The sequence below is a fragment of the Microbulbifer sediminum genome (assembly GCF_021729035.1).
Taxonomy (GTDB): domain Bacteria; phylum Pseudomonadota; class Gammaproteobacteria; order Pseudomonadales; family Cellvibrionaceae; genus Microbulbifer; species Microbulbifer sediminum.
In genome coordinates this window covers 205,178-221,251 of the sequence record NZ_JAJSAP010000006.1, presented here as the reverse complement: position 1 = coordinate 221,251, position 16,074 = coordinate 205,178, and the positions used below count along the sequence as shown (strand labels likewise).

At 60.0% G+C, this 16,074-nt stretch carries 14 protein-coding genes; 11 read left to right on the top strand and 3 right to left on the bottom strand.

Features of this window, described 5'->3' with window-relative positions:
• Positions 1-251 precede the first annotated feature (251 nt).
• The gene (locus LVD11_RS12305; protein ID WP_237059448.1) at positions 252-416 is read left to right on the top strand and encodes a hypothetical protein; all 165 of its coding nucleotides are present in this window, start codon (positions 252-254) and stop codon (positions 414-416) included.
• A gap of 268 nt (positions 417-684) precedes the next feature.
• Positions 685-1,776, top strand: a complete 1,092-nt coding sequence (locus tag LVD11_RS12300; RefSeq protein ID WP_237059447.1) for a CapA family protein — start codon at positions 685-687, stop codon at positions 1,774-1,776.
• Between the two features lie 44 nt (positions 1,777-1,820).
• Here LVD11_RS12300 and galE read toward each other — a convergent pair whose 3' ends face one another.
• Positions 1,821-2,846 carry a UDP-glucose 4-epimerase GalE gene (gene galE, locus LVD11_RS12295; RefSeq protein ID WP_237059444.1) on the bottom strand — a complete coding sequence of 342 codons (1,026 nt, stop codon included), beginning with the start codon at positions 2,844-2,846 and terminating at the stop codon, positions 1,821-1,823.
• A gap of 368 nt (positions 2,847-3,214) precedes the next feature.
• Here galE and LVD11_RS12290 point away from each other — a divergent pair, with 368 nt between their 5' ends.
• From LVD11_RS12290 to LVD11_RS12280, 3 genes are read left to right on the top strand one after another with little or no spacing between them, the layout of a single operon-like run.
• Positions 3,215-5,140, top strand: coding sequence for a PrkA family serine protein kinase (locus LVD11_RS12290; RefSeq protein WP_237059442.1), 1,926 nt, complete (start codon positions 3,215-3,217; stop codon positions 5,138-5,140).
• A gap of 16 nt (positions 5,141-5,156) precedes the next feature.
• Positions 5,157-6,437 carry a YeaH/YhbH family protein gene (locus tag LVD11_RS12285; RefSeq protein WP_237059434.1) on the top strand — a complete coding sequence of 427 codons (1,281 nt, stop codon included), beginning with the start codon at positions 5,157-5,159 and terminating at the stop codon, positions 6,435-6,437.
• Positions 6,437-8,017: a SpoVR family protein gene (locus LVD11_RS12280; protein ID WP_237059433.1), complete on the top strand. Its 1,581-nt coding sequence runs from the start codon at positions 6,437-6,439 to the stop codon at positions 8,015-8,017. The genes LVD11_RS12285 and LVD11_RS12280 overlap by 1 nt, the downstream gene beginning before the upstream one ends.
• 10 nt (positions 8,018-8,027) lie before the next feature.
• On the opposite strand, the gene LVD11_RS12275 is transcribed toward LVD11_RS12280, so the two are convergent.
• Positions 8,028-8,594: a response regulator gene (locus LVD11_RS12275; RefSeq protein ID WP_237059430.1), complete on the bottom strand. Its 567-nt coding sequence runs from the start codon at positions 8,592-8,594 to the stop codon at positions 8,028-8,030.
• Positions 8,595-9,108: 514 nt separating this feature from the next.
• Between LVD11_RS12275 and LVD11_RS12270 the strand changes: the two genes are divergently transcribed.
• The 6 genes from LVD11_RS12270 (at position 9,109) to LVD11_RS12245 (ending at position 15,494) form a co-directional block, all read left to right on the top strand.
• Positions 9,109-10,344: a multifunctional CCA addition/repair protein gene (locus tag LVD11_RS12270; protein WP_237059428.1), complete on the top strand. Its 1,236-nt coding sequence runs from the start codon at positions 9,109-9,111 to the stop codon at positions 10,342-10,344.
• Positions 10,337-11,071: a pteridine reductase gene (locus LVD11_RS12265; RefSeq protein WP_237059425.1), complete on the top strand. Its 735-nt coding sequence runs from the start codon at positions 10,337-10,339 to the stop codon at positions 11,069-11,071. Before LVD11_RS12270 ends, LVD11_RS12265 begins: the two co-directional genes overlap by 8 nt.
• Positions 11,072-11,189: 118 nt before the next feature.
• Positions 11,190-11,879: a response regulator transcription factor gene (locus LVD11_RS12260; RefSeq protein ID WP_237059423.1), complete on the top strand. Its 690-nt coding sequence runs from the start codon at positions 11,190-11,192 to the stop codon at positions 11,877-11,879.
• Complete coding sequence (locus tag LVD11_RS12255) at positions 11,869-13,116, top strand: histidine kinase (protein ID WP_237059421.1); 1,248 nt, start codon at positions 11,869-11,871, stop codon at positions 13,114-13,116. The genes LVD11_RS12260 and LVD11_RS12255 overlap by 11 nt, the downstream gene beginning before the upstream one ends.
• 140 nt (positions 13,117-13,256) lie before the next feature.
• Positions 13,257-14,360: a type 1 glutamine amidotransferase domain-containing protein gene (locus tag LVD11_RS12250; protein ID WP_237059419.1), complete on the top strand. Its 1,104-nt coding sequence runs from the start codon at positions 13,257-13,259 to the stop codon at positions 14,358-14,360.
• Positions 14,361-14,579: 219 nt separating this feature from the next.
• Positions 14,580-15,494 (top strand): dienelactone hydrolase family protein, encoded by a 915-nt coding sequence (locus LVD11_RS12245; protein WP_237059417.1) that lies wholly within the window; start codon positions 14,580-14,582, stop codon positions 15,492-15,494.
• An 87-nt stretch (positions 15,495-15,581) separates the two neighbouring features.
• Here the strand turns inward: LVD11_RS12245 and folK are convergent, their stop codons facing one another.
• The gene (gene folK / locus LVD11_RS12240) at positions 15,582-16,073 is read right to left on the bottom strand and encodes a 2-amino-4-hydroxy-6-hydroxymethyldihydropteridine diphosphokinase (RefSeq protein ID WP_237059415.1); all 492 of its coding nucleotides are present in this window, start codon (positions 16,071-16,073) and stop codon (positions 15,582-15,584) included.
• Between the last annotated feature and the right edge of the window lies 1 nt (position 16,074).

Sequence of the window (16,074 nt, the reverse complement as noted above, 5' to 3'; positions counted from 1 at the left end):
CTATTCTCATAAAGTCAGCTTTGAATGGAAAATCTTTGCTTGCAATGCAATTAAAATAGAATGTAATAGCGTGTAATCGGCGTGCAATTGTGACCAGCATCTCAAAGCCGAAAACAAAAAATATTTATAGCCAGGGGTAGGGTTGCCATTTAAATTTTTTGAGCTTAGCGTAATTGGGCCTCGGCATTTCGTTCAGGCACTTTTAGTAGTACATAAGTAACGAACCAACTAATACTTTAAAAGGTAAAAGCATGAAAAATAAGAAAGAAGAAGTTCGTAACCAAAATAAGCAAGAAAAGATTCTTCTCGGTCGGAAGCTTGCTCGTGAGCTGAGTAAAGACGAAGCGGCAGCTGTTGGTGCGGGGACTTCACCTACCCCCGACCAGTGGGAACCCAAGTACGAAAGATTAAATTAAGTTTTAGGGGCGGCTTTCCGCCCCTTCGTTACATATCTTTGTCTGAGATCGCATTGACCCCCTAATACTTAAAATAGTTACTTCCAGTGGCCAGTTGAGAAATTATCTTTTTGTTTCTTACCTCAAATCTCCTTTCCAATTTCGTTTTTAGTCACAATTCTTCTCGCGTCTGCTACAAAAAAGCATGCTTTAGGTCGATCTTCTCGTAAATCGCGCACTACACTTTGTGTTATTCGATGGATTACCGAGTCTAGGTGCTCGTTCGAATATGAAACTCATAATCGGCGGTGATGTAATGACCGGGCGGGGGGTCGATCAGATACTACCGGGGGCCGGCAATCCCCAGATTTATGAATCGTGGCTTCGGTCCGCCTGTGACTATGTAGTTCTCGCGGAGAATCGCAGTGGCCGCATCTCAACGCCGGTGGCACCGGAATACATCTGGGGTGACGCCCTTGCGATGATGGACGCCCGCAGCCCAGACCTTCGCATCATCAACCTCGAAACCGCCATCACTGGCAGTGACGACTGCTGGCCCGGCAAGGGAATTCACTACCGGATGCACCCCCGCAACCTGGATTGCCTTACCGTCGCGGGTATCGATGTCTGTACGCTTGCCAACAACCACGTGCTTGACTGGGGCTACGCGGGACTGACTGAGACACTGGCCTGTCTCCATAAGGCAGGGATTAAGACAGCTGGCGCCGGCGAAACTAGAGGGGATGCCTGCACCGCGGTTACCGCCAAGTGTGGAGCGCAGAGATTACTGGTATTTGCGTGTGGTCACGGCAGCAGCGGCATTCCCCCTGTCTGGGCGGCCAACACTGGCAAGGCCGGGGTATGCCGTGCAGACCAACTGTCAGCTGAGACGGCTGACAATATTGCTCACCGGATCGACACAATCCGGCAGCCCGGTGATATCGCGATGGTGTCAATACACTGGGGTGGTAACTGGGGTCACGCGGTACCGACAGAGCAGCAACATTTTGCCCACCGGCTGATAAACGGCGGTGTCGATATGGTGTGTGGGCACTCTTCCCATCACCCGAAAGCAATTGAGGTCTATCGCAACAGGCCCATCCTGTATGGCTGCGGTGACCTGATCAACGACTACGAGGGTATCGGTGGCCAGGAGGAGTTCCGGCCGGACCTGCGGCTTCTCTACTGCGTGGAACTCGGTGAAGGTGGGCAGCTGTTATCGCTCGAACTGATCCCATTCCGGTCACGGCGGCTGCGCTTGGAGCGAGCTTCAGACGCGAACCGGCAATGGCTCAGGGAAGAGCTGGAGCGGGAATACAGTGCTTTCGGATGTCATTTTCGGCCGGGCGCGGGGGACGCCAGTTTTTTCCTGGACTGGTAGCAGCCCACGACCTGTCCAGACGTGGGTGCCCCTTTCAGCCAAAGTCAGCCCTTGTAACCCAGCGGATTCTGCGACTGCCAGCGCCAGGTATCCTCCACCATACGCTGCAGGCCATATTCCGCCCTCCAGCCCAGTTCGAGCTCAGCCGTTGTAGGGTCGGCATAGCATTCGGCGATATCGCCGGGGCGGCGCGGCGCCACCTTGAACGGAATCGGGCGACCGGAAGCCTGCTCGAAGGCACGGACGATTTCCAGTACGGAGCTGCCCCGCCCGGTCCCCAGATTATAGGTGTAACAGCCGCTGCCTGTGTCCGTGCGCCCCAGCTTCTCCAATGCCGCTACGTGGCCGCGGGCCAGGTCCACAACGTGGATATAGTCCCGTACGCCAGTGCCATCCACAGTCGGGTAATCGTCGCCGAACACCAGCAGCTCGGGCAGGCGCCCCACTGCCACCTGGGCCACATAGGGCAGTAGGTTGTTGGGAATACCCTGGGGGTCTTCACCGATACTACCGCTCTCGTGGGCACCGATCGGATTGAAATAGCGCAACAGGCTGACCTTCCAGCCCGCATCAGGGGCCGCGCACAGGTCGCGCATAATGTCTTCCACCATCAATTTGCTGGCACCGTAGGGATTGGTGGCGCCGGTGGGGAAGTCCTCGCGGATCGGTACACTGGCTGGATCCCCGTACACCGTCGCCGAGGAGCTGAAAATCAGTTGCCTGACGCCGAACTCCTCCATGACCCGACAGAGAGCCAAAGTGCCCGCAACATTATTCTCGTAATAGCGCAGGGGCTGTGCCACGGACTCACCCACAGCCTTCAGGCCGGCAAAATGAATCACCGCGTCGATCTGGTAACGGGAAAAAATTTCCCGCAACACTGCTGCATCGGCGATATCGCCGCGATGGAAACTAACTGACTGGCCAGTAATGGCCTCGACCCGTTGCAGGGCGGCTTCGCTACTGTTGCAGAGATTGTCCAGCACCACTGGCTCGAAGCCAGCACTGATCAACTCCACACAGGTATGGGTGCCAATGTAGCCGGCCCCGCCGGTCACAAGTATTGCCATGGGTCTGGCCCTTAGTTTTTCAGTTCTTGGGAAAGGGCGTAAGTAGAGCGCAAAACTGCCGCCTGTTTCAACCTGTATTGGGGTCTCTCCGGCGTCTCCCTTTAAGGGGGAGCTATGCTGGAAAAGCGAGAGCAAAAAGTGATTTTCCTCGCCCGGCGCGTCCCGGCAGCGCCGCCCGGTCATCTCGGGACCGGAAATAAAGATAGATTTTGCTTTAAGCGCACCAGCGCGATTCAGCACCAGTGTCGCCCCAGGGCGCCACCATCTCGCCGACAGTCCATGGCCTGGTCACCACCGGCGCAGTATCCCGCGAGCCCGAGCCCCGACTGGAACACGAAGGTCGCCCGACACGCTACAGGGAGTTGTTAATGAACACGATTTTCAACCATTACCAGGAAAGGTACGAGTCGATCCAGGAAGAGGAGCTCAGCATCCAGGACTACCTGGAGCTGTGCAAGGCAGACCCCAGCGCCTATGCCTCCCCGGCGGAGCGCATGCTGATGGCAATCGGCGAGGCAGAGCTGATCGACACCTCCCGCGATCCACGCCTGTCGCGTATCTTTTCCAACAAGGTGATCAAGCGTTACGCGGCCTTCAGTGAATTCTACGGCATGGAGGAAGCCATCGAACAGATCGTGTCCTTCTTCCGCCATGCGGCGCAGGGCCTTGAGGAGAAGAAACAGATACTCTACCTGCTCGGTCCAGTGGGTGGCGGCAAGTCCTCCCTGGCGGAGCGGCTCAAGGCGCTGATGGAGAAGATTCCGATTTACGCCATCAAGGGCTCACCGGTATTCGAATCGCCTCTCAGCCTCTTTTCCCCCGAAGAGGACGGGCAGATTCTTGAGGAGGATTACGGCATCCCCCGCCGTTACGTGAATACCATCATGTCTCCCTGGGCGATGAAACGCCTGCACGAGTACGAGGGTGATATCAGCAAGTTCCGGGTAGTGAAGGTGCGGCCCTCAATCCTCGACCAGGTGGCGATCTCCAAGACCGAGCCGGGCGATGAAAACAACCAGGACATTTCCTCCCTGGTGGGCAAGGTGGATATCCGCAAGCTCGAGGACTACCCCCAGAACGATCCAGATGCCTACAGCTTTTCCGGCAGCCTGTGCCGGGCCAATCAGGGCCTGATGGAGTTTGTGGAGATGTTCAAGGCGCCGATCAAGGTGCTGCACCCGCTGCTGACTGCAACCCAGGAAGGTAACTACAACAGCACCGAGGGCCTGGGGTCCATTCCCTTCAATGGCGTGATTCTCGCCCACTCCAACGAATCGGAGTGGCAGTCCTTCCGTAACAACCGCAACAACGAGGCGTTCCTCGACCGCATCTATATCGTCAAGGTGCCATACTGCGTGCGGGTTCAGGAAGAGATCAAGATCTACGAGAAGCTGCTTGAGAACAGCTCGCTCTCCCGGGCCCCCTGCGCGCCGGATACACTGCGCATGCTGGCGCAGTTCTCGGTGCTATCGCGGATGAAAAACCCGGAGAACTCGAGCATCTACTCCAAGATGCGCATCTACGACGGTGAGAACCTGAAGGACACCGACCCGAAGGCGAAAACCATTCAGGAATACCGGGACAACGCAGGTGTGGACGAGGGCATGAACGGCCTTTCCACCCGTTTCGCGTTCAAGATCCTGTCCAAGGTATTCAATTTCGACGCCACCGAGGTGGCCGCCAACCCGGTACACCTGCTCTATGTGCTGGAGCAGCAGATCGAACAGGAGCAGTTCCCGCCCGAATACCAGGAGAAGTACCTGGGCTTTATCAAGGAATACCTGGCACCGCGCTATGTGGAGTTTATCGGCAAGGAAATCCAGACCGCCTACCTGGAGTCCTACGCCGAATATGGCCAGAACCTGTTTGATCGCTACGTCACCTACGCCGATTTCTGGATCCAGGACCAGGAGTACCGCGACCCGGAGACCGGCGAGATTCTCGACCGCGGCGCACTGAACGAGGAACTGGAAAAGACCGAGAAGCCCGCCGGCATCTCCAACCCGAAAGACTTCCGCAACGAGATCGTCAACTTCGTGCTGCGCGCCCGCGCCAACAACCAGGGCAAAAACCCGGACTGGCGCTCCTATGAAAAGCTGCGCGCAGTGATCGAGAAGAAAATGTTCTCCAATACCGAGGACCTGCTCCCGGTTATCTCCTTCAACACCAAGGCTTCTGCGGACGACAAGAAGAAGCACGCCGACTTTGTCGATCGCATGGTGGAACGGGGTTATACCGAGAAACAGGTTCGGCTGTTATCGGAGTGGTACCTGCGGGTACGCAAATCGCAGTAACCGGCTGTAGGGGTTTATGAGCTACATCATCGACCGTCGGCTCAACGGTAAAAACAAGAGCACGGTGAACCGGCAGCGTTTCCTGCAGCGCTATAAAGCGCATATCAAGAAGGCTGTCGGCGAGGCGATGAACAGTCGCTCCATCACCGATATGGAGAAGGGCGAGCGCATCAGCATCCCCACCCGGGATATTAGCGAGCCTGTCTTCTCCCACGGTCCCGGTGGCCATGTCGATCGCGTGTTGCCGGGCAACAAGCAATTCTCCACCGGGGACCGCATCCCGCGGCAGGGGCAGCAATCCGGTTCCGGCGGTGGCGGTGGCAACGCCAGTGACAGCGGCGAGGGCATGGACGAGTTCGTGTTCCAGATTTCGCAGGAGGAATTCCTCGACTTTATGTTCGAGGGACTCCAGCTGCCCAATATGGTCAAGCGACGCCTTGCTGGCAACGAGTCTTTCCAGGTTGTGCGCGCCGGCATCAGCAATGAGGGTACGCCCGGCCGGCTGAACGTGGTCCGGTCGCTAAAGGCGGCTCACGCCCGGCGCATCGCCCTGACCGGCAGCAAGCGCCGCAATCTCCACCTGCTGGAAGAGGAGCTTGAGCAGGAACAAAGCAAGGATGTCACCCTGCGAGACCAGCGCCGCATCGACCTGTTGCAGCGCGAAATCGCCGACCTGCGCAGCCGCGTGAAGCGAGTCCCTTTCCTCGATGACTTCGACCTCAAGTACAACCTGCTGATCAAGCAACCGCGCCCGCGCTCCCGCGCTGTGATGTTCTGCCTCATGGATGTCTCCGGATCCATGAACCAGGCCACCAAGGACATGGCCAAGCGCTTCTTCCTGCTTCTCTACCTGTTCCTGCAGCGCAGTTATGAATACACCGAGGTGGTTTTCATCCGCCACCACACCAGTGCCAAGGAAGTAGACGAGGAGGAATTTTTCTACTCACGGGAGACCGGTGGCACCATCGTTTCCAGTGCCCTCAAGCTGATGCGCACGGTCATGCGCGAGCGCTACCCGGCCAGTGAGTGGAACATCTACGGTGCCCAGGCCTCCGATGGGGACAACTGGAACGACGATTCCAGTACCTGCCACAAGATCCTCATCGACGACATCATGCCGCACGTGCAGTACTACTCGTACGTGGAGATCACGCCCAGGGACCACCAGGCGCTGTGGGAGGAGTACGAGAGCGTCAAGGCCCTGTTCCCCGAGCATTTCGCCATGGAGCAGATTGTCGATGTACAGGATATTTACCCGGTATTCCGCCAGTTGTTCAGCCAGAAGGTGAGCGCGTAATGTTCGATCATTTCAGCTCTTCCTCGGATTCACAGGCCGAAGGCCCCATATCCACTTCCTCCGAGTGGACCTTCGAGCTTATCCGGGAATATGACCGCGCGATTGCCGAGATCGCGGAGGAATTCGGCCTCGACACTTACCCCAACCAGATCGAGGTAATCAGCTCCGAGCAGATGATGGACGCCTACTCCTCGGTGGGTATGCCGGTGGGCTACAACCACTGGTCGTTCGGCAAGCAATTCATCAGTGTGGAGAATAACTACCAGCGCGGCCTGATGGGCCTGGCATACGAGATTGTGATCAACTCCAATCCCTGTATTGCCTACCTGATGGAAGAGAACACCATGACCATGCAGGCGCTGGTGATTGCGCACGCCTGCTACGGCCACAACTCATTTTTCAAGGGAAACTACCTGTTCCGCTCCTGGACCGATGCCAGCAGCATCATCGACTACCTGATCTTTGCCAAGAACTATATCCGCGAGTGTGAGCAGCGCCACGGCCAGGCCGAGGTGGAAGCCGTGCTGGATTCCTGCCACGCACTGATGAACTACGGCGTCGACCGCTACAAGCGGCCCTACCCGATTTCCGCGGTCGAGGAGGAGCGGCGCCAGAAAGAGCGCGAGGAATACCGCCAGCGCCAGCTGAACGACCTGTGGCGGACCATCCCCAGAATGGGAGAGGACGATGAGGGCAACAGCCCACACCGCTTCCCCGAGGAGCCGCAGGAGAACATCCTCTACTTTATCGAGAAAAACGCCCCGCTGCTGGAGAACTGGCAGCGTGAACTGGTGCGGATTGTCCGCAAGCTCGCGCAGTACTTCTATCCCCAGCGCCAGACCCAGGTCATGAACGAAGGCTGGGCCAGTTTCTGGCATTACACGCTACTGACCGAGCTGTACAAGCGCGGGCGCGTGACCGAAGGGTTCATGATTGAGTTCCTTCAGAGCCACACCAACGTGATCTACCAGCCGGCGTTCGACAGCCCCTATTACAACGGCATCAACCCGTACACGCTGGGATTCAGTATTTTCAGTGACCTGCGGCGAATATGCGAGTCGCCGACAGAAGAGGACCGGGAGTGGTTTCCCGACATCGCCGGCACCAACTGGACGGAAACCCTGCAGTTTGCCATGCGTGACTTCAAGGATGAGAGCTTCATCCTGCAGTTCCTGTCCCCCAAGGTCATGCGGGATATGAAGCTGTTCTGTATCAGTGATGACGACCGTGAAAATGAAATCGTGGTAAATGCCATTCACGACGAAGACGGATACCGCCAGTTGCGGGCCAACCTGGCGGGGCAATACAACCTGGGCAACCGCGAGCCCAATATCCAGGTGTTTTCGGTAGCAAACCGCGGCGACCGCTCCTTGACACTGCACCATACCCAGCATCGCCGCCGCCCCCTGGGCAAGGATACCAAGGAGGTGCTGCGGCATATCCACCGCCTGTGGGGGTTCGATGTACACCTGGACAGCCTGAACGGCGATGAGATCACCGCAAGCTATCACTGCCCTGATGTCGGGCGCGACCGGACAGAACGGGAAGAGGAATCGATGCTGATTCCCAAACCCATCTGAACCGGGGATCTTATATTTCCAGCAGCAGTTTCGCCTTGGCGACCAGTTCGGCGCGGTCGCCCGGGCCCTGGATTACAGCGTCCGCGCCCGCATCCAGCCAGCGCTGCGAATCACTTTCCGTCGCCTCGGTTACCACCAGCACACGTACATTCGCATACTCGTTGCGTGATCGCAGGTGATCAATGATCCCGAAGGCATTATTACGCTCAATGCTGACGTCGATCACCAACAGGGCAGGCTTGGACGCCGCCAGCATAGTGCCCGCCACAAAGCTGTTGCCGGCCACATCGACTTCGCACCCTCCCTGCTGCAGAGCCTGGCGGCCCGCTGCGACCAGTTCCTGGCTCTGCGCCAAAATCAGGACCTTGCGGCTCGCCGCCGCCAGCTCCGCCGGTACCGGCATCGAGTTATCACGCAGGAAGCCGACAAAGTCCTCTACACAGATTCGATGATCACCCCGGCCCGGAAGCTTGTAGGCCTTCAGCTGGCCGCGCTCAATCCAGCGAATCACGGTGCGGAAATTTACCCCGCAATAACGCGCCGCCTCCCCGGTCGTGAGCACATGCAGTTCGTTCATCGTTCTTATTTCCCCCAACATCTGCGGTTACTGACAGGCCATATCGATACCTGCGTCACCGTCCGGCGCCACAAAGCCCCGCCGGCGCGCATTTATGCTGCGATATCGACTCACCCTTATAAAATATGCTGCTCGCTTTAGCAAAATCAGCCGTTAGCTCGGCCTTATAGTGTATTAACGAATGTAATCCCAAGTCCCTCAATAAAATCTCGAAATGAATTGTTGACAGTTAAGACAGGTTCCATAGAATTGACATCATCTCGTGGTCACACTTGTGCCACCCCCGAGTCGCCCACCGACTCAGCCCATCCCCGGGCACAGTCTTTTTCGGCTCATCAGCCGACGCGTATACCCTAAGACTCTGGGCCCCCTTGTTTTTTCGGGGCCTTTTTTTTATCTTGCCGACTCATATTCCCCTCTTTTCCCAACGCTCTCCACGGCGCCGGACGCAAGGATTTACAGTGGTTCAGAGCCAAAACCGGCATAGCAGTTTTCCCGCCGCGAGGCCCACACAATGAAGATCTACCTGGTGGGAGGAGCGGTCCGCGACCGGCTGCTGGGCCGCCCGGTACACGAGCGGGACTGGGTAGTCGTGGGCGCGACTGAAGAGGACATGCGAACCCGGGGCTTCACCCCCGTGGGGCGCGACTTCCCCGTATTCCTGCACCCGGACACCAGCGAGGAATACGCCCTCGCCCGCACTGAGCGCAAGAGCGGCCACGGCTACGGCGGTTTCACTGTCCACGCCGCCCCCGATGTCACCCTGGAGCAGGACCTGATGCGCCGGGACCTCACCATCAACGCCATGGCCGAGGATGACAACGGCGACCTGATCGATCCCTATAATGGTCGTGCAGATCTGGATGCCCGGCTACTGCGCCATGTATCTCCGGCCTTTGCCGAGGATCCCCTGCGCGTCTTGCGGGTGGCGCGCTTCGCCGCCCGCTACCATCATCTGGGCTTCCGCGTCGCTGGCGAGACCATGGCACTGATGCGCGAAATGGTGGACGCCGGCGAGGTCGAGCACCTGGTGCCTGAACGGGTATGGAAAGAGGTCAGCCGGGCGCTCACCGAACAGGACCCGGATGTATTCGTCAACGTGCTGCGCGAATGCGGCGCCCTGAAGGTATTGCTGCCGGAAGTGGACCGCCTGTTCGGGGTGCCGCAGCCGCCGAAGCACCACCCGGAGGTGGATACCGGCGACCACATACTGCTGGCCTTACGCGCTGCGCCAGCCCGCCTGGAAGTGCGCTTCGCCGTGCTGGTGCACGACCTTGGCAAGGGCATCACGCCGGAGGAAGTGCTCCCCAGCCACCGGGGCCACGAGCGTGCCGGCCTGCCTCTGGTCCGCGATGTGTGCAAGCGCTGGCGGGTCCCCAGGCAGCTCACCGCACTGGCCGCTGGTGTGTGTGAGTACCACCTGCATTGCCACCGCGCCTTCGAGCTGCGCCCACAGACGCTGATGAAAATGCTGCGCGCCCTCGACGCCCTGCGCCGCCCGGAGCGCTTCGAGGATTTCCTGCTGGCCTGCGAGGCCGACGCCCGCGGGCGGGAGGGTCTGGCCGACCGCGACTACCCGCAGCCGGATTTCCTGCGCGCCGTGCGCGCGGCCGCCGACGAGGTATCGGTGCAGCCGCTGCTCGAACAGGGCTACGAGGGTGCAGAACTGGGCGCCGCCCTGGACCGGGCAAGGATCGATGCCATCGCCGCAGTAAAAGAAGAATATGACCCAAAGGACGCAGATGCGTAATGCCCTCGTTACCGGTGCCGCCGCCCGCCTGGGGCGCGCCATCGCCCGTGAACTTCACCGGGACCACCGGGTGGTGATCCACTATCGCAGTTCCGGCAACAGCGCCCGAGAACTGGCCGAAGAGCTTAACGGTATTCGCGCGGAATCCGCCGTTGCCATACAGAGCCCGCTCGGCAACAAGGCCGACTGCGAAGCCCTGGCGACGGAGGCGATGGCGCAATGGGGCGGCATCGACGCTCTGGTAAACAACGCCTCGGCCTTCCATCCCACCCCCATCGGCGAAGCCACCGAGTCGGCCTGGGATGAGCTGGTGGACAGCAACCTCAAGGCGCCGTTCTTCCTCAGCCAGGCGCTGGCGCCGAGCCTCGCGCGTGACCACGGCTGCATCGTCAATATGGCCGATATCCACGCCGAGCGACCGATGCCACAGCACACCATCTACTGTGCCGCCAAGGCCGGCCTGGTGATGCTCACCAAAAGCCTGGCCCGGGAGCTGGCACCAGACGTACGCGTGAACGCCGTAGCTCCCGGCGCGATTCTCTGGCCGGAAATCGAGGACGAGCTGGTGGACAGCGACACCCAGGCCAAAATCCTGTCCCGGATTCCCATGGGGCGCACCGGCCGCGAGGCGGACATCGCCCGCACCGTACGCTTCCTGGTCAGCGGCCAGGATTACATTACCGGCCAGGTCCTGGCGGTAGACGGCGGCCGCAGCCTGAATATCTGAACTGGCCGGCGCAGTGCCGACCGGATGCAGCCCGACGAACCCGGCCCCATTTCACTGTCATTTCACCGTGAACTTGCCACAATCACGTTCTGGGTCAACAAATGGACTGAGGTTCCCGGTGAACAGCCTCAAGATACTCCTGATCGAAGACAACCCCACCCTGGCCCGCCAGACCGGCGAATTCCTCGAGGGGCATGGCTGGCAGGTGGATTTTGCCGGTAACGGGCGGCTCGGCCTGAAGCTGGCCCTGGAACAGGTTTACGACCTGGTCCTGCTGGACCTCAACCTGCCGGACATGGACGGTGTGGAACTGTGCCGCCAGTTCCGCCAGCGCGCCACGGTCACGACCCCCGTATTGATGCTCACGGCCCGCGATGCCTTCGACGATAAGGCCCTGGGCTTCCATTCCGGTGCCGACGATTACCTCTGCAAGCCCTTCGACCCCCGCGAGCTGGCACTGCGGTGCAGCGCCCTGGCGCGGCGGCGGGAGCTGCACCGCAATGACGAAATCAGGATCGGCGCACTGCAGGTCCGCGGGCGCGGGCGTGAGGCGGAACGCGATGGCCAGCCCCTCAGGCTCACCGCCATTACCTTCAATATCCTCTGGGAACTGGCCTGTGCCTATCCCGAGCCGCTGAGCCGCGCGGAACTCTGCCACCGCATCTGGGGCGATAACCCGCCGGACAGCGACGCGCTGAAATCCCATATCTACAGCCTGCGCCGGCAGCTGGACCGGCCATTCGCGAGCCCCATGCTGCGCACCATCAGCAATATCGGCTACCGGCTGGAGCAGCCCGGTGAAGGCTGAACAGCCGCAGGCGAGCCTGCAACGCCGGGTGTTTACCGTATTCGGCAGCTTCACCCTGGTGCTCTGCCTGGTCTATACCGGTATCGGGGTCCTGGCAGCCTACGTCATCGAGGACCAGCTGCTCGACAACCTGATTTCAGACGAGGCCGGCTATATCGAGCGGCAATTCCATAGCAATGGCACCCTGCCGGCACCACGGCTGCCCAATTTCACCCTGTACCCCTCCGCCGGAGATGCTCCCGATACATTCCAGGCCGCCCTGGCAGGCGGCCGCAAAAGCGCTGAGCTGTTTGTTACCGGGGAACAGCATTACCACCTGCGGCGACTGGGACTGGAAGGTGGGCCGGTGCTCGCGGCGGACGTGGGCAACCTGCTCACCGTGTCGCGTCAGTCCGGCCACTTGCTGTGGCTGCTCCTGGGAGCACTGCTGGCCACAACCGCATTGGCCCTGTGGCTGGCCCATCGCCTTGCCGCCGGCACCATCCGCCCCCTGTTGCGTCTCGCCCGGGAAGTACAACAGCAACATAATGGCCGCCAGCCGGTCGCCCTTTCTGCCACCGGCAACCAGGACGAGATCGGCTTCCTGGCGCAGACGCTGGAGCGCAGCCTCAATGAACTGCAACAGGCCCAGCAGCGGGAAGCCGAGTTTACCCGCGATGTAAGTCACGAACTGCGCACCGGCCTGGCCATCGCCACCAACACCATCGCCCTGTCCCGGCAGCGCGAACTGCAGGACAGTGAGAAGCATGAACTCTGGTCCACACTGACGGCTATGGAGAGAACCGTCACCACCCTGCTCGCTCTGGCGCGCGCCGAATCGGTCGAGCGCTCCACTTTCGATCTGCGCCCCCTCCTGGAAGAACGGCTGCTGGCCCGACGCGAGATCGCCGCAGGAGGGAGTTTCCAACTGGATCTCGCGCTGCCGGACAACCTGCCGGTCAATGGCAACCCCCGCCTTACCGAGCTGCTGCTGGATATCCTGCTGGACAACGCCATTCGCCATGCCGCCGGGCCCGCACTGCAGATTCATACCAGCGGCAGTGGGCTGAGCTTTATCAACCCGGTTGAGGAAACTACCGATACTGCAAAGCTCTTCCTCGCCGGCACCCGCAGGCCGGGCAGTGACGGCCTGGGCCAGGGACTGTACCTGGCGAGCCGGATTCTCAACGCACAGGGGTGGGGCTACGCGGCCAGCTGTGAACGGCAGCAGTTCTCAATCTCCATCCATCCCGCCTGACATCCGGCCTGGCCCGCCCCATTTTCCAGCACCGCGATGGCCGGGCCCGCGCCCATTCGCCACGATATTTTTCGAGGGATTTCACCAGCGCTTCACACGCACTGCGCCACGATGCTCCTGAAACAGTAAGGAGAACCATCATGGTCAAGAAAATCCTGGTAACAATCTTGTTCAGCGTGACACTGCTCGCCGGCACCGGCTTCTGGCTAAAGGGGTTGATCCCCCCACCGCCGGATCACCAGGCCCTGGCGCAAACACAGCCCGGGAATATCCCCTATCTCCAGCAACCCCGGCCCTCCGGTGACCGCGGCCGAATCCTGATGGTGGTGACCAGTGCCTCTACCATGGGTGGGCACGGCAAGGACACCGGATACGAACTGACCGAGCTCGCGCGGTCCTATTACGTATTTATCGCCAATGGCTTTACCGTGGATATCGCCAGCCCCAAGGGCGGGGAGCCGCCGGCGGTGATCGACCGGGACGATATGGGGCCGATCGAATACGCATTCCTGAATGACCGGCAAGTGAAGGCAAAGCTGCAAGACAGCATCCCGGTGGCACAGGCCAATGCTGGTGACTACCGCGGCATCTTCTTTGTCGGTGGCAAGGGCGCCATGTTCGATTTCCCCGGCAATGCCGATATCCATAACCTGGTGGCATCCATCCATGATAGCGGCGGTGTCATCGGCGCGGTCTGCCACGGACCGGCAGCGCTTGCCGACATCCAACTGCAACCGGGAGTGCCACTGTTGCAGGGGAGACGCGTCAGCAGCTTTACCAACGAAGAGGAACTGTTCCTGATCCCGGACGCGGAGCAGGTATTTCCCTTCCTGCTCGAATCGCGGCTGCGTGAGAATGGCGCCGTGTTCGAGGCGGGCCCGGCCTACCTGCGCCAGGTCAGCACCGATGGCAGGCTGGTCACCGGGCAAAACCCCTGGTCGGTATGGGCGCTCGCCGAGCAAATGGTGAAGACACTGGGCTATCAACCGGCCCCGCGAAAAGTTACCAGTGAAGAAAACACCGTGGAGCTGCTACTGGCCTATGAAACCGATGGCCACGCCGGCGCCCGGGCCAGGCTGGAAACATTCCAGCAGGCTGCCAGCGGTAAGGGGGAAGTAATCAACCGGCGATTGCTGGCGATGCACGGCATTGTCGCGGTGATGCAGGGACGGGTCGGCAAGGCAGTGGATATCGTCCGGCTGCTGTCCGCTGCAAAAAAGTGGCAGCAGGGGAAGCAGGTGTAACCAGGACCGTCGCCCCAGCTTCGTATTTTCGTGTGAGCCGGTCCGGAGCCTTCACTGCCTTTCTGCCAGCCCAGGTGGGCTGATAGAGCCCACCGCCAGTGGGCCAGTCTTCCCCCCCTGCATGGTAATACTGCATCGCACACGCTTTTGACCGGAATTTTCACCTGAATTTTACCGGGCCACCTGCAGACTTCTCCTATCAACCAGGAGAACCACATCATGAGTATGAGACTGAAATTTTCGCAACGAATGATCCTGCTGCCAGGGTTGGCAATCGGCTGCCTTGCCGCACTCTGGTATGCCTTCATAGCGCTGAAAGAGGAGCCGGTAGCCCGGGATGAAATTGTGGCGTCCTATGCTTACCGGGCGCCGGCGGATATCGGAATGTCCATGCAGGAAACCGGGGAAGGCCAGTTTGAGTTTTCGTACCGGAGCTTTGACGGGGCACTGGTCAACGGCCGCATCAGCTACCCGCCCGTAAGACAGGAAAAATACCCCGTGCTGGTGGGCATGGCGGCCATGGGGAGAGGCTATCAGCGCTGGTGGGTGGACTCCTTCAAGGGACGCCCCACGGTGACCCGGGTAAATGAAATCACCGAACTCGCCAGTAAAAAAGGCTATGTGGTGGTCGCCATCGACGCCCGTTTTCACGGCACCAGGAAAGATCCCAACCGCACCCTGGGATCGATCATGAATGACCTGCATTACTTCGGGAACAAACGCGACTACGAGGCAATGATCCGGAACACGGTCCTCGATTACCGGGTCCTGATGGACTGGATCGCACAGCAACCGGACCTGGACGGTGGCAACCTGACCCTGGCAGGTTACAGCATGGGGGCGCAGGTCGCCCTGCTGGCCTCGGCCCTCGACCCGCGCGTGGACCGGGTTATCGCCATGGTGCCGCCACATATAGACGATAAGACGGCTGTCGTGTCGCCCAAGAACCTCGCCGGCCTGATTAAAAAGCCCGGAGTTCTCCTGATCACAGCAGATGATGATGAGTATGCGTCGAGAGAGGACAACCTGCACCTGTACGATGCGATTGCAAGCAAGGACAAGCAGCACCAGGCCTTTACAGGAGGCCATATACTGCCAGGTGATTACATCGAAGCGGTGGGCGGCTGGCTGTAAGGCAGCGCAGCCGTTGCACCCTGCGGGTGGGCCCGCAGCCCCACGCCCCGGCATTGGCACTGGGGCCCGGGTGCAGGGCAAAGTTAATCAGGGCCAGGGGAAATGTACCGGCCAGAGTTTCTGCTTGTCCTTGTCGTAATCTTCCCACATCTCGGCAAAGGTCTCGCCGGTGAGCGGGTGGCGCTGCGCTGGCGCCAGTTCGGCCAGGGGCTGCAGCACAAAGGCATTTTTTACAATTTCACCGCGGGGCAGCTTTACGCCATCGAACTCGCCTGCGAGGTCGTCGTAGGTGAGGATATCGATATCCAGCGTCCGCGCGCTGAACTTCGGGCCACTGCGCACCCGGCCATTGGCATCCTCGATCTCCCGCAGGCGCACGGCCAGCTGGCCCACCGGCAGGTCGGTGTGCAGGCCCACCACCAGGTTGTAGAAGTTGTCGCCGTCGAAACCCACGGCCTCGCTCTCGAATACCCGCGATACACTCAGGTTGCCGAACTCCGCAGCCAGCGCATCCAGGCCGGCGCGGATATGACGGCCGCGATCGATGTTGCTGCCGAGGCTGAGGTATACCTGTGCCACA